We start from the raw sequence: 19837 nt of genomic DNA on the forward strand, positions 1-19837 counted from the left end.
AAAGATAAGCCCAATAACAGGCATCCCGTGAAACTTGCTGATTGTTTTTATAGTTGGTTGAATTTGTTCATCGCACTGGCTTTCACATCATCGGCAATGTCGATGTAGGGTTTCATAGCCTTGTAGTCGCTATGTCCCGTCCATTTCATCACTACCTGTGCCGGAATACCGAGAGCCAGAGCGTTACAGATGAAAGTCCTTCTCCCGGCATGGGTACCCAGCAATGCGTATTTGGGTGTAATGGTGTCTATACGGCTGCTTCCTTTGTAGTAGGTTTCACTTACAGGTTCGTTGATTTCGGCAAGTTCGCCCAGTTCCTTCAAATAGTCATTCATCTTTTGGTTGCTTATGACAGGGAGAGCCTTGTGCCCCTCAAATTCCACACCCTTGTATTTGTCGAGTATTGCCTTGCTGTGGTTGTTAAGTTCGATGATGAGCCTTTCGGCGGTCTTTACGGTAGTAATTTCTATATATCCGTCCCTGATGTCGCTTTTCTTCAGATTATGCACATCCGAATACCGGAGTCCGGTAAAGCAACAGAACAGAAAGACATCCCTCACCCGTTCAAGGTATTGCTTTGTGTCGGGTATCTGATAATTTTTGAGTTTGTTCAGTTCTTCCCAAGTGAGGAATATCACCTTTTTCGGTGTGCTTCGTAATTTGGGGTTGAAATCTTCATAGGCATTGTTCATGCAATACCCTTTCTTGGTACACCAGCGCAGGAACCATTTCAGATAAGCAACCTGTTTCATGATGGACGTGTTCCGCATATCTTCGGTGTCTTTCAGGAAATTCACATACTTTGTTAGCTTGGGTTCGTCCAACGATTCAAAAGTCAGTCCCTTGTCAAACTTTTCAAGATGTTTCCTTACTGCGGCAAATTTCTCATAGGTGGCATCAGACCAACCGTTTTGCGTGCCGCACTCCTTAATGAACTCATCAAATACCTCCAACGGAAGAAACACCACCGGGGCTTCCTCCTCTTCCTTTTTCCCATCGTGCAATCTGTTGAACGCATCCTTTACCTGTTCGGTAGTGGGCATGAATCCCTGCACCTCGAACTCCTTGAAGATATTCTGTATTTCGGTGTAGTATTTCAGCAAGTCCGCATTGATTTCCGATGCGCTTTGCTTCAGCTTGTTGGTGCATCCGTTCTTTACCCGCTGCTTGTCGGCATCCCATTTGGCGACATCAATGCGGTAGCCCGTTGTGAACTCAATGCGGTGGCTGGCGAAAACCACACGCATACGGATAGGGACATTCTCCACGATTGGCACTCCGTTCTTCTTCCGGCTTTCCAATGAAAAGATGATGTTTCGTTTGATATTCATAATTGGGTGCGTTTGAAATTCAACACCCAAATATACACCCAATAATTGAAATAGCAAAAGGTATTTAATGATATTTAGTAATATAGCCGATTTATAATAACTTGATTATTATCAGTATATTGCAGTTTTATGAGATTTCTTGATTGTGTAAGTTAAAGTCCCGTACGCACCGCAAAAAGCTCTGATTCGAAATGAATCAGAGCTTTTTTGTTACCCACCTTTCATAAACCTATTCTTCCCTTCCACTAAAAAAACATCTTGGACTATTAAGCCGTTTTTCCCGCCCAGTTAGAGAAAAAAATTTCCCAAACTGGGAAAATATTTTTTCCTAGTTAGGGAAATATCTGCATGAGATTCTTCTAATTACTAGAAGACCTCCAAGAATCCATCACTTCATCTTGCCATACTCCTCATCCGACACCGGCTCCAACCATTCGTTCGAAGTATTTTCTCCAGCCACCTCAAAAGCCAGATGAGCAAACCAACTGTCAGCAGCCGCTCCATGCCAGTGCTTGACATTCGCCGGTATATGGATTACGGTACCGGGCAAGATTTCAACTGCAGGTTTTCTTTCTTCCTGATACCAGCCACGGCCTGCCACTCCAATCAGCATCTGTCCACCTCCCTTTGTTGCGCGATGAACATGCCAGTTATTCCGGCATCCAGGCTCAAAGGTTACATTAGAAACCGGAACCTGCTCTTTCGAAACAGGAGCCAAATAACTATTTCCTATAAAATACTGAGCATACGCCGTATTAGGTTCGCCTATCGGAAAAATCATTTCACGCTGGAAAGCAGACTTCGCATCTGTTCCGGCAACATCCTCCGTCCAAACATCCTTGGCCAGTCTAAAAGCCGCCCATACCTTTGGCCAACCCGCATAGAACCCCATATGCGTAAGAATCTCAGCAATCTCAGTACGGGTAATTCCATTCTGTTTGGCCGACTGAAGATGATAAATCAATGAACTGTCAGTAATTCCCTGACTGATCAAGGCAGTGATAGTCACCAGACTGCGGTCGCGCAGTCCCAACTTGTCCGTACGGCTCCACACCTCACCAAAAAGAACATCATCATTCAATTCCGCAAATTTAGGAGCAAACTCTCCCAGCTGATCTCTTCCAGCAGTCTGTTTAATTGTTTTCTGTGCCATAATAATTGTACTGTTTATTACCAATGCGCTAAATACTAAAATCAGTTTAAATCTCATAACTCCACCATTTTAATCAGTTAGCAATTTGTTTTCACTACAAAAGTAGATCTTATTCCGCTCCCATGCTGTATACCTTTTACTGAGATTTATACCCAAATCATTGATATCCGTTAAATTGCTCAAATTTTGCAGAAAGAAGCAGCCAAATGCATTTTATTTGCTCCTCCATCATGTTTTATATGCTATATTTGTTCACTGTTTAATACATAAATCAAAATCAATATGAGAATTATAAATAGACTTTCGTTTCTCCTTATCGCCTTTTTATTGGCATACAATTCTGCTTATTCTCAAACACAGGCAGATGTGAGAATGGGCGAAATTCTGAATAACGGCGATTTGTTTCAATTAAGAAAAGAATATCCGAATCTAAGAGACTCTGTGAGTATCAAAATGCTTAATCTGATAGCTGATGCACAATTAGGCATTGGATTTAATAAGCCGGAAAGTGCCGCCGTTGCCCTTGACAGCCTGTTGCTCCATCACCAAAATGAAATGGGGGCAGAAACCTCAATAGGCATGGCTGCTTTGCAAGGCATGAACTTTTTAAATCTGGACATGTACGAGCAAGCAGGAGAAGTTGGAGCAAATTTGGTGAATGCACTCAAAAACTCCGTCCCGTTTGAAGCCCTTTACAGTTTTGTGTTTATAGAGAAAATAGGCAAAGCACTTGCCAATATGCCCAAACCATATCTTGAACGCCCCAACCAAGATGTTACAGTACCGTTAAGCGTGGAAACAGTAGGAAGAGGCAAACATATTTATATACCTGTAGAAGTAAACGGCGTAACGAAAAACTATATTTTCGACACAGGTTGTTCTTTTGGCAATTTCGTTTCAGAAAAATATGCAGAAGAAGCCGGTCTAAAAATTGTAGCAGATTCGATTCCGGTATCAGGCATGGAGATAGGGTTTGTAAAACTTGCTACGGCAGATTCTATGAAAATTGGAGAGATGATATATCACAACCCCATTTTTATGGTTGCACCTCTTGACAATGAACTCGATTCGATATTTGCATTTGACGGAGTGCTTGGCTACCACTTTATCAGGGATGCAAAGGAAATCATCATAGACAATGAAGCCGGAAGATTTGTTTTCCCGCAAAAAGCATCTGCAGGAGAACCCAATATGTATCTGTCATCAAACACACCCCAAGTGAGAATCAACTATAATGGGCAACCGTTTGATTTGATATTTGATACCGGAAATGTAAAGTCCGATTTAGGGAACAAGTTTGCGAAAACATTCCCCGATGCCATTGACGGACTCACAGAACAGCCCACTTCCCGTGGAGGTTTTGGCGGAATATCGCAGATAAAAGCAGTAACATTGCCAGAATTCTGTTTCGAGGCGGCAGGTTCTACTGTAACACTACATAATACAGAAGTCATTAAGAATACAGAAAACGACAGCCAGTTGTTTTCTGGTTCATTGGGAGTAGATTTCGTATTATCATTCAAACGGCTGGTGATTAACTATCAGAATATGTTTATACGAGGAGAATCATATTGAAGTCGCAACAAGAGATAGTGAATAAAATAGGATATTATAATTAATATAGTATCCTATTTTATTTTTGCTTCTTAACGCTACAAAAGAGATTTAAATATCAACAAACAACAAATCAACGACTTACATCGGAAACCGTTACAGAAGATTTTCCCGATTTTCCTGTAACGATTTTGTAACGGAACCTTGTCAGAAGTAGGCATTTTAATACCTTTAGGTCTCAACGAAAAAACTAACACGTGTTAATAGATTAAAAATGTCTGCAAGTTATTTTATTTGCAGCTATATTTTTGTTCATAGCCAATAAGAAACAACAAAAAGCCTTACCTTTGTAAAATGATTCAAGATAAATTCCAATTTTATAAGCCATGTAAGTTATTACAACCTTACGTTCGATATTATTGGGTATTCAAAAGCAATCAACCGCTGAATACTCTTACTTTTCCTATTGGTTGTCCTCAAATCATTTTCCACAAACAAACACCACTCTATATCCCGGAGTTGCAAACCGCCCAATCGGAATTTTGCATCAGCGGTCAGGTAAATTATCCTTCCCATTTATATGCGGATGGAAATGTGGAAATGATAGTGGTTGTGTTTCAGCCATACGTTCTAAAAGCCTTCTTGAATATGCCCATATCTTTATTACATAATCAAGAGATTTCCGGTTATGACATTGAAAACGCAAAATTAAAACAACTGGCTGCGCAAATCTTTAATTATGAAGATACCAACTCATGTATTACAATAATAGAGCAATGGCTGTTATCTCGAATAATAGACGCATTGACTTCAAAAACTACATGCAATCTCAAAAGAATAGCTTCCGCAATCCAACAACTATTCACCATGCCTGCCATTTCCGTCACAGAACTGGCTTCTACTGTCTGTTTGAGCAAAAAACAATTTGAGCGTCTGTTCAATGAGCTGGTAGGTGCGAATCCGAAGGAATATGCAAGAATTGTTCGTTTCCAGAAATCATTGAAACTGCTACAGCATTACACAGAAGATACAAATCTGGCTCAAATTGCATATCAATGTGGCTACGCAGACCAATCGCATTTTATCCGGGAGTTTAAACAATTTAGCGGTTATACGCCATTGTCTTTGTTAAACGTATGCAAGCCTTATTCCGATTTGTTTAACAACCCTATATAATGTCCCTTTTATTCTATCCATAGTTTGATAGCCGACTTACCTTTGCTCTGATTAAACTTAAAATGAATGATAGAATGAAAGAAGTAAATCCAAAAGAAACAACCCGTGCCTATGCATTTGAATTGTGGATGAATGCCCCCATGCCCATGCTCACCTTTTTCAAGACCATAGATGTTACTCGCCTAACCCAAATCAGCAAACGGACAAGGCTAAAGTTCAATATGTTGATGTGCTGGTGTATCGGAAAAGCAGCAAGCGACATAAAAGAGTTCTATATGCTTCCTGTTGACAAGAAGTTAATGCAATACGACAATCTTGCTGTCTGTTCTATTGTAGCCAATCGAGAGGGCGAAGTTAGTTCCTGCGATATTCCTTTTTCCAATAATTTGCAGCAGTTCAATACTGATTATCTGAGACTTACGAAGCAAGTTTCTGAAAGTTGCCAAAATCATGACCTGACGGACAGCATGGTCATTGGTACATCTGCTCTTGCACAATATGAGATAGATGGGGCAGTAGGTATGTACAGCGGTGTGTTCAATAATCCGTTTTTAATCTGGGGTAAATATAAACGAAGGTTGTGGAAGCGTACATTGACGGTCTCTTTTCAGTTTCACCATACACAAATGGATGGCGCACATGCTTCCCGTTTTTTGGAAAATCTACAAAAAGAAATCAAGAACTTGGAGGTATAATCAAGAACAAATGCTATATTTGCAATACTAACAAAAAATAGAGTTGTTCAACCCATATGAAATGGCAAGTGTGCATATAGCTACGCTTAACGGATAGCATTTTAATCATAGCTATTCAGCAACGGACAGGCTTATAACAGGTTTGTCCTTTCTTGTTTTGCCATTATTCCAAATTCACAATTATGCGATGTGTCATGCCGCCCTTGTGCAGCAGGACTTGTCGTATCATATCAAGTTGAACAATGAACTATACATATAAGAATATTTGGCTCATCAACTTTCCCGTAATGATGAGCATCCTTATCGAACAACTTATCAATATTACCGATGCTATTTTCTTGGGGCATGTAGGAGAAATAGAACTGGGTGCATCCGCCCTTGCCGGGATTTGGTATCTGGCTATCTATATGCTTGGTTTCGGTTTCAGTTTGGGTTTACAAGTCGTTATCGCACGGCGTAATGGCGAGCAGCATTATTCCGAAACAGGGAAGACATTTTTTCAAGGATTGTTTTTCCTGTCGGGACTTGCTGTCTTTTTGTATTTGTTCTCCAAACTGTTTTCCCCGATTATTCTAAGTAAGCTGATTGCTTCTGCGGAAGTCTATCATGCTGTGATTGATTATTTGGACGGGTGAATTTGGGGACTGTTGTTCTCCTTTCCATTCCTTGCTTTACGTTCGTTCATGGTCGGTATTACCTATACAAAAGCCTTGAACATGGCGGCTCTGACAGCCGTATTAGTAAACATTCCAAGTAATTGGCTGCTCATATTCCATTGGAACATGGGAATAGCAGGTGCAGCCATCGCATCGTCTTTTTCCGAAGCATGCTCGTTGGCAGTGCTGGCAATCCGTGTTTCACGTATAATGGATAAAAGGCTTTATGGCTTGTCTTGGAGCTTCGACAAAGGTGTATTACTCCATGTTTGTCGTGTATCCGTTTGGAGCATGTTCCATTCGTTTATCAGCGTAGCCCCTTGGTTCCTGTTCTTCGTAGCAATAGAACATTTGGGAGAATTGCAACTGGCAGTGGCAAACATTCTCCGAAGCATATCTGCCCTGTTCTTTGTCATCGTCAGTTCGTTTGCCACCACAACTGGCTCGTTGGTAAGCAATCTGATTGGAGCAAACGAAAGAGGACAAGTGTTTCCGCTATGCAGCAGGGTAATCCGATTAGGCTATGCCATCGGCTTACCGCTGATTACGCTTGCGTTGGTATTCCATCAGCCTGTTGTCAGTGTCTATACAGATAATTCGAATATCGTACAAACTGCATGGTTGCCATTTGTGGTCATGTTGCTTAACTACGTCTTTGCCTTACCCGGTTATGTCTATATGAATGCTATAACGGGAACAGGAGCAACACGAACAGCTTTCATCTTTCAGGCGACAACCATTGTTGCCTATCTGCTCTACCTGTGGGGATTGAGCTATTGGGATGTACCCCTTGCCGTTTATTGGACGGTAGAATACTTGTTCGTGATTGGACTTGGGGTGCAGTCTGTTATCTATCTTAAATATAAACACTATTAAAAACTGAATGTCATGATGAAAAAGATATATCCACGAACAGGCGACACGCAGACTGTGTACCTGAATGCGGTTGTAAAAGACCCGTCTATCGAAGTGGGCGACTACACCATCTACAATGATTTCGTATCCGACCCGTTACTTTTCGAGCAGAACAATGTGCTTTATCATTATCCTATTAACCATGAGCGGCTGATAATTGGCAAGTTTTGTTCCATTGCCTGCGGTGTGAAATTTCTGTTCAACTGTGCCAACCATATGCTAAAGTCATTATCCACCTATACTTTTCCGCTTTTTTATGAAGATTGGAATTTAGAAAAATCAGATGTAGCAACAGCTTGGGATAACAAAGGCGACATCGTGATAGGCAACGATGTATGGATAGGCTATGAAGCATTGATTATGGCTGGCGTTCACATCGGCAACGGAGCAATCATAGCCGCCCGTGCTGTTGTTACGAAAGATGTACCGCCTTATACGATAGTTGGTGGTGTTCCTGCCAAACCGATAAGGAAACGTTTTACAGACGATACAATTCAAAAAATGGAAGCATTAAAATGGTGGGATTGGTCTTACGAGAAAATCAAGCAATGTTTGCCCTATCTTACAAGTGGAGATATTGACAGGTTATTAAAGAATGAAAATATATAGGTGTAATAACTTTCCTCTGCAAAGGAATAATTAACAATTGGGTTATAAACAGACATTTAAGCATCAACAAACAACAAATCAAGTATTTACCCCCAAAATCGTTACAGAAGATTTTCCCAATTTTCAGTAACGATTTAGTAACGAAAGCATGTCAGAAGTGGCCATTTTAATGTCTTTCGGTTGTCCATCGGCTAAATAGAAAAAGTCCCGTAAAACGTTGATTTTACGGGACTTTCCTTAATCTGCCTACCTAATGTCTTAGGTTTCAGCGGAGAGACAGGCTCTCAAACCTACATATTCAAGAAATATCATAAAATTACAAATTACTGATAATCACACACAATTTGGAATACATAGTAAATCTAAATCTTTCTGAATATCTTTTGCTATTCCAAATATTGGGTGTATATTTGGGTGTAGAATTTCAAACGCACCCAATTATGAATATCAAACGAAACATCATTTTTGCATTGGAAAGCCGGAAAAAGAACGGTGTGCCAATTGTGGAGAATGTCCCCATCCGTATGCGCGTCATATACGCAAGCCAGCGCATTGAGTTTACAACGGGTTACCGCATCGATGTAGCCAAATGGGATTCCGACAAGCAGCGAGTAAAGAACGGGTGTACCAACAAACTAAAGCAAAGTGCATCTGAAATCAATGCCGATCTGCTGAAATACTATGCCGAAATTCAAAATGTGTTCAAGGAGTTTGAGGTACAGGAAACCATGCCAACTACCCAACAACTAAAGGATGCATTCAACCTGCGGATGAAGAATGCCAACGAAGAACAGCAGGAAGAAGCACAGATAAGTTTTTGGGAGGTGTTCGATGAATTTGTAAAAGAATGCGGCAATCAGAATAACTGGACTGAATCCACATACGAAAAGTTTGCAGCCGTAAAAAATCACCTTAAAGAGTTCAAGGAAGATTTAACCTTTGAATATTTCAATGAATTCGGACTGAACGAATATGTCAATTTCCTGCGCGACAAGAAAGACATGAGAAACAGTACCATCGGTAAACAAATGGGATTCCTCAAATGGTTCCTGCGCTGGAGCTTCAAGAAAGGACATCATCAGAACATTGCATACGATACGTTCAAACCGAAACTGAAAACCACCTCGAAAAAAGTAATCTTCCTGACTTGGGATGAACTGAACAAGCTGAAAGACTACCAGATACCCAAGGATAAGCAATACCTGGAACGTGTGCGTGATGTTTTCCTGTTCTGCTGCTTTACGAGTTTGCGGTATTCGGATGTTCGCAATCTGAAAAGAAGCGATGTGAAGTCCGACCACATCGAAATAACCACAGTCAAGACTGCCGACAGCCTGACGATTGAACTGAACAAATACAGCAAAGCCATACTGGACAAATACAAGGACATCCATTTCGAGAATTACATGGCTCTGCCCGTCATCAGCAACCAGAAGATGAACGATTACCTGAAAGAGCTGGGCGAACTGGCAGAAATTAACGAACCTATACGTGAAACCTACTACAAAGGAAATGAACGTATAGATGAAGTTACACCGAAATACGCATTACTCAGCACACATGCAGGAAGAAGGACATTCATCTGTAATGCACTGGCTCTCGGTATTCCTGCACAGGTTGTAATGAAATGGACAGGGCACAGTGATTATAAAGCCATGAAGCCTTACATTGACATAGCAGATGATATTAAGGCCAATGCAATGAACAAGTTTAACCAACTCTAAAAGTATCAGTCAGTTTCACAGATTATCCATTATTAGAGTTATCTTTGTTAAGTAATAGTTAGTGATATGGAAAATAACAACGAACATAATATAAAGAAAGGTCATTTTGATGCCTTTGTCCATGCTGTCGGTTCGGAAATAGAACAGGCACAAATCCGGTTAATTACCGCAGCCAATGCCCAGATGTTGTTCCATTACTGGAAAATGGGCAACTATATACTGTATCATCAAAACCTGCATGGGTGGGGAGGTAAAATTATCAAGAAGTTGGCGCAGGCAATCCGATTCAATTACCCGGAAAAGAAAGGATATTCGGAGCGTAATCTTACTTATATGTGCCAGTTTGCCCGTTTATATCCGTTAAATGTACTTCGTAGTTTTATTGAAACAGATTCAATACTGTCTGTCCCCAATATTCAAAACATTACTAATCAAAATAGAAATTCAAGCAAAATAATATGCAGGAGATAATATCAATGGAAAAATACAACAATTGGAAACTTAAGTTTTATACAATATGGGCAGGGCAGGCAGTATCATTAATCACTAGTGCCATCCTGCAAATGGCGATTATTTTTTACCTTACAGAGAAAACAGGATCTGCGATGGTCTTGTCTATGGCTTCACTAGTAGGTTTTTTACCCTATGCGGTCTTTGGACCAGCCATTGGTGTATTAGTGGATCGTCATGATAGGAAGAAGATAATGATTGGTGCTGATTTAATTATCGCAGCAGCTGGGGCAGTGCTTGCTATTGTTGCATTGTATATGGAGCTACCTATCTGGATGGTTATGGTAGTATTGTTTATCCGTAGCATTGGAACGGCTTTTCATACCCCAGCACTCAATGCTGTTACGCCACTTTTAGTACCAGAAGAACAGCTTACGAAATGTGCAGGCTATAGTCAGTCTTTACAGTCTATAAGCTATATTGTTAGTCCGGCGGTTGCAGCATTGTTATATTCCGTTTGGGAATTAAATGCTATTATTGCCATCGATGTATTGGGGGCAGTGATGGCGTCTATTACGGTAGCAATTGTACGTATTCCTAAGCTGGGCGTTCAAGTGCAAAGCTTGAAACCAAATTTCATAAGAGAAATGAAAGAAGGAATTGTCGTACTGAGACAAAACAAAGGATTATTTGCCTTATTACTCTTAGGAACACTATATACTTTTGTTTATATGCCAATTAATGCACTATTTCCTTTAATAAGCATGGAATACTTTAATGGAACACCTGTGCATAGTTCTATTACCGAAATCGCTTTTGCATCTGGAATGCTAGTAGGAGGCTTACTATTGGGGAGATTAGGAAGTTTCAAAAAGCGTGTACTACTAATAACAGGTTCATTTTTTATCATGGGGGCCAGTTTAGCCGTTTCAGGAATACTTCCTACAAGTGGATTTGTTATATTTGTAATTTGCTGTGCAATAATGGGGCTTTCGGTGCCATTTTATAGCGGCGTGCAAACAGCTCTTTTTCAGGAGAAAATTAAACCTGAATATTTAGGACGTGTATTTTCTTTGACTGGTAGTATCATGTCACTTGCTATGCCAATTGGATTAATTCTTTCTGGGTTCTTTGCTGATAGAATCGGTGTAAATTATTGGTTTTTACTATCAGGTATTTTAATTATTTGCATTGCCATAGCTTGCCCGATGATAACTGAGATTAGGAAATTAGATTTAAAATAAACAATATTGGAGGGATATTTATGTATCTTATTTTCATGTAATTCTTCCTGCTAAAATCGCAGGGTTTTCCCTGCGTACAAGCAAATGAAAACATGCGATTATAGACAGGAGGAAAATTTTATGGAATTGATATTAAAAGCTAAAGACATTCGTGTGGAATTCAAAGGACGCGATGTTTTAGATATAGAAGAATTAGAAATATATGATTATGACCGTATTGGTTTAGTAGGAGCAAATGGTGCTGGAAAAAGCACTTTACTCAGGGTACTTTTAGGAGAATTAACTCCCCCAGGATGTAAAATGAATCGTCTGGGTGAACTTGCCTATATTCCCCAGTTGGACGAGGTAACTTTGCAGGTGGAAAAAGATTTTGCACTTGTAGGCAAGCTCGGTGTTGAGCAATTAGATATACAGACCATGAGCGGTGGTGAAGAAACAAGGCTTAAAATAGCACAGGCCTTATCGGCACAGGTTCATGGTATTTTAGCGGATGAACCTACGAGCCATTTAGACCGTGAAGGAATTGATTTTCTAATTGGACAACTAAAATATTTTACAGGTGCACTGTTAGTTATTAGCCATGACCGATATTTTCTTGATGAGGTAGTAGATAAAATATGGGAGCTGAAAGATTGCAAAATCACTGAGTATTGGGGAAACTATTCTGATTATCTTCGCCAGAAAGAGGAAGAACGCAAGAGTCAAGCTGCAGAATACGAACAATTTATTGCGGAACGTGCCCGATTGGAAAGGGCTGCGGAGGAAAAGCGAAAACAGGCTCGTAAAATAGAACAGAAGGCGAAAGGTGCTTCAAAGAAAAAAAGTACTGAAGGCGGAGGGCGTTTAGCTCATCAAAAATCAATAGGAAGTAAGGAAAAAAAGATGCATAATGCCGCTAAATCCCTAGAGCACAGGATTGCAGCCTTAGGAAATGTAGAAGCTCCGGAAGACATTCGCAGAATTCGTTTCAGGCAAAGTAAAGCATTGGAGCTCCATAATCCATACCCTATAGTCGGTACGGAAATTAATAAAATATTTGGGGATAAGGCACTGTTTGAAAATGCATCTTTTCAAATTCCTCTAGGAGCAAAAGTGGCGTTAACTGGTGGTAATGGAACCGGAAAAACAACTTTAATCCGAATGATCTTAAACCATGAAGAAGGAATTTCTATTTCACCTAAGGCAAAAATAGGTTACTTTGCACAAAATGGTTACAAGTACAACAGTAATCAGAATGTTATGGAGTTTATGAAGGAGGATTGTGATTACAATGTTTCAGAAATTCGTTCCGTGCTTGCATCCATGGGGTTTAAGCAGAACGATATTGGAAAAAGCTTATCTATTTTAAGCGGTGGCGAAATTATGAAATTATTGCTAGCTAAAATGCTTATGGGTAGATATAACATCCTACTAATGGATGAACCCAGTAACTTCCTTGACATACCAAGCCTGGAGGCCTTGGAAATACTAATGAAGGAATATGCAGGAACGATCATGTTTATCACCCATGACAAACGGTTACTTGAAAATGTGGCTGATGTAATTTATGAAATTAAAGATAAGAAATTAAACTTAGTCCGATAATTATTTTACTTTTCGTATTTGACAGATCGTAAGTAGGCCGTGAAAGAGGTTATTGATTTTAACTAAACGTTAAGTAGGTTAGACCTCTAATCAGAAAAAATAAGGCCTTCAAGATGAATTTTGAAGGCCCTCTTTCCATAGAAATATACGTAAAGCATAAGGAACACATGGCAAAAAAGGCGTTTCTCAGCATGGGATATAGCTTTTGATATTGAAAGGAGTGATTCAGTATGATAGATAATATTATTCAATCAGTGACAGAAAAATTATCCTCTTTGCCTTATATAGAAGGCATCGTATTAGGGAGTTCCCGTGCAAGAGGCACCCATACAGAGGATTCTGATATAGATATCGGAATCTATTACAATTCAGAATCATTTGACCTGACAGCGATTAATCAAATTGCTACAGAATTGGATGATGAGAATAGAAACAACCTTGTTGTACCTCCCGGAGCGTGGGGTGATTGGATCAATGGCGGCGGATGGTTAGTTATGAACGGGTATCATGTTGATTTGATTTTACGTGATATAAAACGGGTGGAACAAATAATCAAGGATACGGAGCAAGGAATTGTTACTGCAAATTATCAGACCGGGCATCCCCATGGTTATATAAGTGCTATGTATCGTGGAGAATTGGCTATCAGCAAGATACAATATGCTAAAAATGAAAGCTTATGCGAATTAAAAAATCAGGCGGAAATTTACCCTGGTGCTCTAAAGAAGAGCTTGATAAACTTTTTTATATTTGAAGCAGAGTTCTCTTTAATGTTTGTAAAAGCAAATGCGGGAGCAGAGGATAAATATTATATTGCAGGCCATGTTTTTCGTATTATTTCATGCTTAAATCAAGTACTATTTGCATGCAATAATGCTTATTGCATTAACGAAAAGAAAGCTATAAAACTGCTTGAAACTTTTGAATATAAACCTGAAAAATATGCCGAAAGGGTTAATCATATTTTTGAAGTACTCGGTCTTTCACTTTTTGAATGCTACGATATGACCGAGAAGCTTTATAAAGAAGTGAAAAAAATTGCAACGGAGATAAATAACTTTTTAAACGAGGGGGAATTCAGATGAAAGAAAACAAATATGATGATAATATATTTTTTCAAAAATACAGTCAAATGAGTCGCTCACAGCAGGGACTAGCCGGTGCAGGAGAATGGGAAACATTGAGAAAGCTGCTGCCGGATTTTAAAGATAAGCGTGTGCTTGATTTAGGATGCGGCTATGGATGGCACTGTATTTATGCGATGGAACACGGTGCTTCTTCTGTTGTAGGTGTTGATATTTCTCATAAAATGCTCGAGGTAGCCAAAGAAAAAACACATTTTCCACAGGTTGAATATAAATGCTGTGCTATAGAAGATGTGGAATTCCCAGAGGAGAGTTTTGATGTAATATTAAGTTCACTTGCGTTTCACTATGTAGCAGATTATGAGATTTTAGTAAAAAAGATATATAGAATACTGAAGTCTGGTGGTAAGCTAGTTTTTACGGTTGAACATCCTGTTTTTACTGCCTATGGAACACAAGACTGGCATTATAACGAAAAAGGAGAAATACTGCATTTTCCGGTGGATAATTATTATTATGAGGGCAAACGGACAGCTGTGTTTTTGGGAGAAAAGGTTACAAAATATCATAGAACACTGACCACATATCTAAATACACTGCTTTCAAATGGTTTTATAATAAATCATATTGTGGAGCCGCAGCCGCCGGAAAACATGATGGATATTCCGGGGATGCAGGATGAAATGCGCCGTCCCATGATGCTGATTGTATCGGCGAACAAAAAAGTGGATAGATAGAACTAAAACACCTATAAGGTATAAATGGAGGTAATTTATGTTTAAAGAAAAAATTATTATAGAGATGAAAGAAGTATTCAAAGAAATTCCTTTTGGCATAGAGCATACTCTCAAAGTTTTGAAAAATGCAGAAGATATAATGAAAGGAGAAAATATCGGAGAGGAAGAAAAAGAATTCATCAGTATTATTGCTATACTACATGATATTGGTGCGGTTGAAGCACAAAAAAAATACGGTTCTATTGATGGTGTCTATCAAGAAAAGGAAGGACCAGCAGTAGCGAAAGAAATATTAAAAAAGGTAGGCTATAACAAAAATATTGATAGAATATGCTTTATAATAGGCAACCATCATACTCCATCTAAAATTGATGGACTTGATTTTCAAATACAATGGGAAGCTGATTTGCTTGAAAATTTAACGGTTATGGATAAAGAAAAAGAACAGGAAAAGATAAAAAAGTGTATAGGTGAAAACTTTAAAACAAACACAGGAAAAAGGATAGCTTATAATCGCTTTATTTTAGATTGGTAGTAGATTATTACAGTTATGTATTTTATATCGCAAAGAAAAATAGTAGTTAAGTTTAACCCTAGGGAACCTCTGATTTTATCCGCACTACCATGCGGGTTCCGGATATGGTATAATTATAAGCACGTTACCCGTTACTTGCTGGAAATGGGCAATGGCTTTGCTTTCGTTGCACGACAGAAACATTTCCAAGTCGGAAACAGCGATTTCTATGCAGACCTGATACTATATTCTATTCCACTGCACGCATATATCGTGGTAGAATTAAAGGCTACCCCATTCAAACCGGAGTATGCAGGGCAACTGAACTTCTACATCAATGTGGTGGATGATAAACTGAGGGGAGAGAATGACAACAAGACTATCGGGTTGTTGCTGTGCAAGGGAAAAGACGAAGTTGTAGCACAATACGCATTGACAGGCTATGACCAGCCGATAGGTATCAGCGATTACCAACTGAGCAAGGCAGTACCCGAAAATCTGAAATCTGCCCTACCGAGTATAGAAGAAATGGAAGAAGAACTGACCTTATTCCTTGACAAGGACAAGAACCCATAATATAAAGTATATGGCAGGAAAGATACAGACGATGATTCCCCAATATGGAGAACTCAACAGAATATACAGAGACTATATAGATAATTACGCTTTTTCTTTTGACAGGCAGAAATTCATATCGGATTTCTATCAGGAGTATAATGACATGAAATCTTTTGAAGCCGCTATCCTTGAACTGGTGCTTGACAAGCAAAAAGAGCAATACACCTTGATACTCAACAGCCTGAAAACTGAAATAGAAAAGAGCATACAGGCTTATGAGATACGCCCGTTAAGTGACAGAGCCATAGAACGTGCTTGCTATCAGCACATGGAAAGGTATTCTCAGGAAATTGAAGCCCAGCTGGATGTTACAAGAAGTCTGAGCAAGCCGCTGAATGAAGCCAACAACAGGTATGATTCCATTGGTTACAGGGAGCATACAGCCGAAGAGGAAAAACAGGCAGAGAAAGAATATGAACGCTGCAAGGCTGAATATGACAGGGAAAAAGCCAAACTGAACAAACTCTATGACCAGCAAAAGGCTACAAGAACAGAGGCATTCCAATATATGAAGAACTGTTGTGCGGACATATACCGTCAAAGCTGCCTTTTTCTGGATATATTGAAGAAATACATTCCTGACGGGCAGCAAGAGTATGAACCGGATAAACCAATCAATCAACGGGAAACAACAGAAGAACAGCAGGAATATTTCAGCATGAAATTACTTTCGCTCATTCATGAGGTGTGCGAAGGAGAACAGTTCGAAGAAATTTCCGCACCGGATTTTTATGCCAATATGAATCTTCACCCCTGCAACTGCAAGCTGAAAATAAAACCGAGAGAGAAAATACGTGTATGCTATCTGATATTCCTGATGAGCGAGAAACTCTCCAAACAGGACAGGGACAAATGGAAAGACAGAATACTGAAACTGCTGGATATTGACGACAGCTACTACAAATCCAAGTACAAGGAGCCTGTTTCAGATTTCCCCAGTGACAGCAACCAAAATTTCGCCAAGGAAATGGAACATATATTCAGATAATCCGTGATATATCCTGATACTTTACGAAAGTTCCACTTTTACCACTCAAAATAATTTTTGAGTGGTATTTTTATTTTCTGATATTCAATAAGATACAATGATATTCAGTTTGTACCGTCCCCATCCTTACCACTCATAACCCTACCTAATTTTGCATCGTTCGAGAACAGAAATAACAGCCAGTGCGCAGGGCTGATTGTTTAACGACTAAATAGATTGGACGATGACAAATATCCAAGAATTATTATCAAAACCCGTCTGGCAGATGACAGGCGAAGAATTCATATTCCTGAGTAAGCACGCTTCAGGTCAGGCCGAAGCATTGCCGCAACCCGTTACAGACACGGAAAAGAAGTATGTGTACGGAATACTCGGCATAGCCAAACTGTTCGGGTGCAGTCTGCCCACTGCCAACCGCATAAAGAAAAGCGGTAAGATAGACAAGGCGATTACCCAGATAGGGCGCAAGATTATCGTAGATGCGGAATTGGCTCTTGAACTTGCCGGGAAGAAAACAGGAGGACGGAAATAATGGGAGGTATGCTTATGGACTATATGAAAGAAATAAAGGAGATTTCGGCAGAACAGGCTATAATCCTTTGGCAAGCCTCACGCCTGAGCCTGTCGAAAATCTACGAAAAAGCACCTGAGATTCTAAAAGTGCAAGGTTCGGTCATTGGTACACTGGGCAATTTCAGTGCATCCATCGGCAAAGCCAAGAGTAAAAAGACTTTCAATGTATCGGCTATCGTAGCCGCCGCATTGAAAAACGGTACGGTACTGCGGTATGTTGCGGAACTACCGGAAGAAAAAAGGAAGATTCTTTATGTGGACACGGAACAAAGCCATTATCACTGTCTGAAAGTCATGAAACGTATTTTACGGCTTGCTGGTCTTCCTGATGACAGGGATAATGAACATCTGGAGTTTCTCGCTTTGAGGAAATACACGCCCGAACAGCGTATCAGGATTGTCGAACAGGCTATCTATAATACACCGGACATAGGGCTTGTAATCATAGACGGCATCCGTGATATGGTATATGACATCAACAGTCCGGGAGAATCGACACGCATTATATCCAAACTGATGCAGTGGACGGATGACAGGCAGATACACATCCATACGATACTCCACCAAAACAAAGGCGATGAAAACGCAAGAGGGCATATCGGTACGGAGCTGAACAACAAGGCGGAAACTGTTCTGCTGGTGGAAAAGGACAAGAGCAACGGGGATATAAGCAATGTTTCAGCCATGCACATCCGTGCAATGGATTTCGAGCCTTTCGCTTTCCGTATCAACGACAATGCATTGCCTGAACTCATAGAGGGGTACAGACCCGAAGCGAAGAAACCCGGAAGACCGGAAGAGGAAAAGTTCGACCCTTACAGGCATATTACCGAACAACAGCACCGCATAGCACTGGAAGCGGCTTTCGGACTGAAAGAGGAATACGGCTACAAGGATTTGGAAACCGCCTTAATCAAGTCATATATGTCGGTAGGTGTAAAACTGAACCATCAAAAAGCAGTATCACTTATCACCATGCTCCGGAACAAACGGATGATAGTACAGGAGAACGGCAGGAAATACACGTTCAAGCCGGACTTTCACTATTAGACCGTCTAACCTGTAATCACTTCACTTTATTCGGCAGGTCTATATATTAAGGATAAAGCGAAGCGGTTGCAGAGAATGTAAAACCGCTTCACTTTATTACCGTATCCTATATATACGAAAATAAAGTGAAGTGATTATACAGACCGTACTTCACAAAAAGGTACGGGCGAAAAGAGAAATAAATATTCCAACCATTATTCAAGCACTCATCTTATTATGGATATACAAACAGCAAAACAAATCAGGATAGCGGATTTTCTGTACAGTTTGGGACATTCTCCCGTCAAGCAGCAAGGTATCAACCTGTGGTATAAATCCCCGCTACGGGAAGAAACAGAACCTTCATTCAAAGTAAATACCGAGCGCAACCAATGGTATGATTTTGCAATCGGCAAAGGTGGAAATATCATCGCACTGGCACAGGAACTCTACTGTTCCGACTATGTGCCTTATCTTCTGCAGAAAATCGAGGAACAGACACCGTACATACGTCCCGTATCTTTCTCTTTTGGAAAGCAATCATTTTCCGAACCGAGTTTTCAGCAATTGGACATTGTGCTGCTGGCTTCTCCTGCCCTGCTTGCCTACCTACAGGAAAGAGGGATAAACACGGCACTGGCGAAAAGAGAATGTAAGGAAGCCCGTTTCACCCACAACGGCAAACGGTATTTCGCCATTGCTTTTCCGAACATATCGGGCGGATATGAAATCCGCAACCGATATTTCAAGGGATGTATCGCACCGAAAGAAATATCCCATATCAGACAGTCAGGAAAGCCAAGGAGTGCATGTTACGTTTTTGAGGGATTTATGGATTACCTTTCCTTTCTTACCTTAAGGCTGGAAAGCTGTCCGCAATCACCCGATTTCGACAGACAGGATTACATAGTTCTTAATTCCGTAGCCAATGTTCCCAAGGCACTCTATCCGTTGGGAAGCTATGAGCGCATCCACTGTTTCTTTGACAATGACCGTGCAGGAATGGAAGCAATACAGCAAATCCGAAAGGAGTATGATGCTACCCGGTATATACGTGACGCCTCGCAAATCTACAGTGGATGTAAAGATCTGAACGAATATTTACAGAAACGAATAGCCGATAGGAAAGAGCAAGCGCAATCTGTCAAAAAGAGGAATGATACGCTATCCAAGAAACCGAAAGGCTTCCGGTTATAGCCCAC

16 protein-coding genes and 3 pseudogenes are annotated in these 19837 nt (G+C 40.2%); 17 read left to right on the forward strand and 2 right to left on the reverse strand.

Annotated features, from left to right (window positions below):
* Positions 1 to 47: 47 nt before the first annotated feature.
* Both BQ5591_RS15880 and BQ5591_RS15885 read right to left on the reverse strand, forming a co-directional pair.
* Positions 48 to 1331, reverse strand: coding sequence for a site-specific integrase (locus BQ5591_RS15880; protein ID WP_071150061.1), 1284 nt, complete (start codon positions 1329 to 1331; stop codon positions 48 to 50).
* Positions 1332 to 1719: 388 nt separating this feature from the next.
* A complete protein-coding gene (locus tag BQ5591_RS15885) occupies positions 1720 to 2541 on the reverse strand; it encodes a carboxymuconolactone decarboxylase family protein (protein ID WP_083381004.1) in 822 nt (273 codons plus the stop codon).
* 225 nt (positions 2542 to 2766) lie between these two features.
* On the opposite strand from BQ5591_RS15885, the gene BQ5591_RS15890 reads away from it, so the two are divergent.
* The 17 genes and pseudogenes from BQ5591_RS15890 (at position 2767) to BQ5591_RS15970 (ending at position 19832) form a co-directional block, all read left to right on the forward strand.
* Positions 2767 to 4059, forward strand: a complete 1293-nt coding sequence (locus tag BQ5591_RS15890) for a retropepsin-like aspartic protease (RefSeq protein ID WP_071150062.1) — start codon at positions 2767 to 2769, stop codon at positions 4057 to 4059.
* Positions 4060 to 4392: 333 nt separating this feature from the next.
* Positions 4393 to 5214 (forward strand): helix-turn-helix domain-containing protein, encoded by an 822-nt coding sequence (locus tag BQ5591_RS15895; protein WP_071150063.1) that lies wholly within the window; start codon positions 4393 to 4395, stop codon positions 5212 to 5214.
* A gap of 74 nt (positions 5215 to 5288) precedes the next feature.
* On the forward strand, positions 5289 to 5909 hold the full coding sequence (locus tag BQ5591_RS15900; protein ID WP_071150064.1) for a CatA-like O-acetyltransferase, family 2: 621 nt from the start codon (positions 5289 to 5291) through the stop codon (positions 5907 to 5909).
* Between the two features lie 242 nt (positions 5910 to 6151).
* Positions 6152 to 7441 (forward strand): annotated as a pseudogene (locus tag BQ5591_RS15905) (MATE family efflux transporter).
* 12 nt (positions 7442 to 7453) lie between these two features.
* Complete coding sequence (locus BQ5591_RS15910) at positions 7454 to 8089, forward strand: CatB-related O-acetyltransferase (protein WP_083381005.1); 636 nt, start codon at positions 7454 to 7456, stop codon at positions 8087 to 8089.
* Between the two features lie 440 nt (positions 8090 to 8529).
* Positions 8530 to 9813 (forward strand): site-specific integrase, encoded by a 1284-nt coding sequence (locus tag BQ5591_RS15915; RefSeq protein WP_071150065.1) that lies wholly within the window; start codon positions 8530 to 8532, stop codon positions 9811 to 9813.
* 66 nt (positions 9814 to 9879) lie between these two features.
* Positions 9880 to 10248, forward strand: a pseudogene (locus BQ5591_RS15920) (DUF1016 N-terminal domain-containing protein); the annotation flags it as partial.
* 41 nt (positions 10249 to 10289) lie between these two features.
* Positions 10290 to 11507 (forward strand): macrolide efflux MFS transporter Mef(A), encoded by a 1218-nt coding sequence (gene mef(A), locus BQ5591_RS15925; protein WP_071150778.1) that lies wholly within the window; start codon positions 10290 to 10292, stop codon positions 11505 to 11507.
* Between the two features lie 120 nt (positions 11508 to 11627).
* Positions 11628 to 13091 (forward strand): ABC-F type ribosomal protection protein Msr(D), encoded by a 1464-nt coding sequence (msr(D), locus tag BQ5591_RS15930; protein WP_071150067.1) that lies wholly within the window; start codon positions 11628 to 11630, stop codon positions 13089 to 13091.
* Between the two features lie 230 nt (positions 13092 to 13321).
* The gene (locus BQ5591_RS15935; RefSeq protein ID WP_071150068.1) at positions 13322 to 14176 is read left to right on the forward strand and encodes a nucleotidyltransferase domain-containing protein; all 855 of its coding nucleotides are present in this window, start codon (positions 13322 to 13324) and stop codon (positions 14174 to 14176) included.
* Positions 14173 to 14913: a class I SAM-dependent methyltransferase gene (locus BQ5591_RS15940; protein ID WP_008766909.1), complete on the forward strand. Its 741-nt coding sequence runs from the start codon at positions 14173 to 14175 to the stop codon at positions 14911 to 14913. The genes BQ5591_RS15935 and BQ5591_RS15940 overlap by 4 nt, the downstream gene beginning before the upstream one ends.
* Positions 14914 to 14950: 37 nt before the next feature.
* A complete protein-coding gene (locus tag BQ5591_RS15945; RefSeq protein WP_071150069.1) occupies positions 14951 to 15448 on the forward strand; it encodes an HD domain-containing protein in 498 nt (165 codons plus the stop codon).
* 117 nt (positions 15449 to 15565) lie between these two features.
* Positions 15566 to 16003: pseudogene (locus tag BQ5591_RS15950) on the forward strand (PDDEXK nuclease domain-containing protein); the annotation flags it as partial.
* Between the two features lie 10 nt (positions 16004 to 16013).
* A complete protein-coding gene (locus tag BQ5591_RS15955) occupies positions 16014 to 17033 on the forward strand; it encodes a hypothetical protein (protein ID WP_071150071.1) in 1020 nt (339 codons plus the stop codon).
* Between the two features lie 223 nt (positions 17034 to 17256).
* On the forward strand, positions 17257 to 17565 hold the full coding sequence (locus tag BQ5591_RS15960) for a DUF3853 family protein (RefSeq protein WP_007842330.1): 309 nt from the start codon (positions 17257 to 17259) through the stop codon (positions 17563 to 17565).
* 14 nt (positions 17566 to 17579) lie between these two features.
* Positions 17580 to 18656, forward strand: a complete 1077-nt coding sequence (locus BQ5591_RS15965) for an AAA family ATPase (RefSeq protein ID WP_071150779.1) — start codon at positions 17580 to 17582, stop codon at positions 18654 to 18656.
* 216 nt (positions 18657 to 18872) lie between these two features.
* Entirely contained in the window at positions 18873 to 19832 is a 960-nt protein-coding gene (locus BQ5591_RS15970; protein ID WP_071150072.1) for a toprim domain-containing protein, read from the forward strand.
* Positions 19833 to 19837 lie beyond the last annotated feature (5 nt).

The sequence above is a fragment of the Bacteroides ndongoniae genome, assembly GCF_900108345.1.
GTDB classification, from domain to species: Bacteria; Bacteroidota; Bacteroidia; order Bacteroidales; family Bacteroidaceae; genus Bacteroides; species Bacteroides ndongoniae.

What these genes read in the sequence shown, in the direction of transcription:
- BQ5591_RS15880 (WP_071150061.1), bottom strand. Translation starts at nt 1,331, where the DNA reads ATGAATATCAAACGAAACATCATCTTTTCATTGGAAAGCCGGAAGAAG.
- BQ5591_RS15895 (WP_071150063.1), top strand. Translation starts at nt 4,393, where the DNA reads ATGATTCAAGATAAATTCCAATTTTATAAGCCATGTAAGTTATTACAA.
- BQ5591_RS15955 (WP_071150071.1), top strand. Translation starts at nt 16,014, where the DNA reads ATGGCAGGAAAGATACAGACGATGATTCCCCAATATGGAGAACTCAAC.
- BQ5591_RS15890 (WP_071150062.1), top strand. Translation starts at nt 2,767, where the DNA reads ATGAGAATTATAAATAGACTTTCGTTTCTCCTTATCGCCTTTTTATTG.
- BQ5591_RS15910 (WP_083381005.1), top strand. Translation starts at nt 7,454, where the DNA reads ATGATGAAAAAGATATATCCACGAACAGGCGACACGCAGACTGTGTAC.
- BQ5591_RS15885 (WP_083381004.1), bottom strand. Translation starts at nt 2,541, where the DNA reads ATGAGATTTAAACTGATTTTAGTATTTAGCGCATTGGTAATAAACAGT.
- BQ5591_RS15900 (WP_071150064.1), top strand. Translation starts at nt 5,289, where the DNA reads ATGAAAGAAGTAAATCCAAAAGAAACAACCCGTGCCTATGCATTTGAA.
- BQ5591_RS15935 (WP_071150068.1), top strand. Translation starts at nt 13,322, where the DNA reads ATGATAGATAATATTATTCAATCAGTGACAGAAAAATTATCCTCTTTG.
- BQ5591_RS15940 (WP_008766909.1), top strand. Translation starts at nt 14,173, where the DNA reads ATGAAAGAAAACAAATATGATGATAATATATTTTTTCAAAAATACAGT.
- BQ5591_RS15945 (WP_071150069.1), top strand. Translation starts at nt 14,951, where the DNA reads ATGTTTAAAGAAAAAATTATTATAGAGATGAAAGAAGTATTCAAAGAA.
- BQ5591_RS15965 (WP_071150779.1), top strand. Translation starts at nt 17,580, where the DNA reads ATGGACTATATGAAAGAAATAAAGGAGATTTCGGCAGAACAGGCTATA.
- BQ5591_RS15960 (WP_007842330.1), top strand. Translation starts at nt 17,257, where the DNA reads ATGACAAATATCCAAGAATTATTATCAAAACCCGTCTGGCAGATGACA.
- BQ5591_RS15970 (WP_071150072.1), top strand. Translation starts at nt 18,873, where the DNA reads ATGGATATACAAACAGCAAAACAAATCAGGATAGCGGATTTTCTGTAC.
- BQ5591_RS15915 (WP_071150065.1), top strand. Translation starts at nt 8,530, where the DNA reads ATGAATATCAAACGAAACATCATTTTTGCATTGGAAAGCCGGAAAAAG.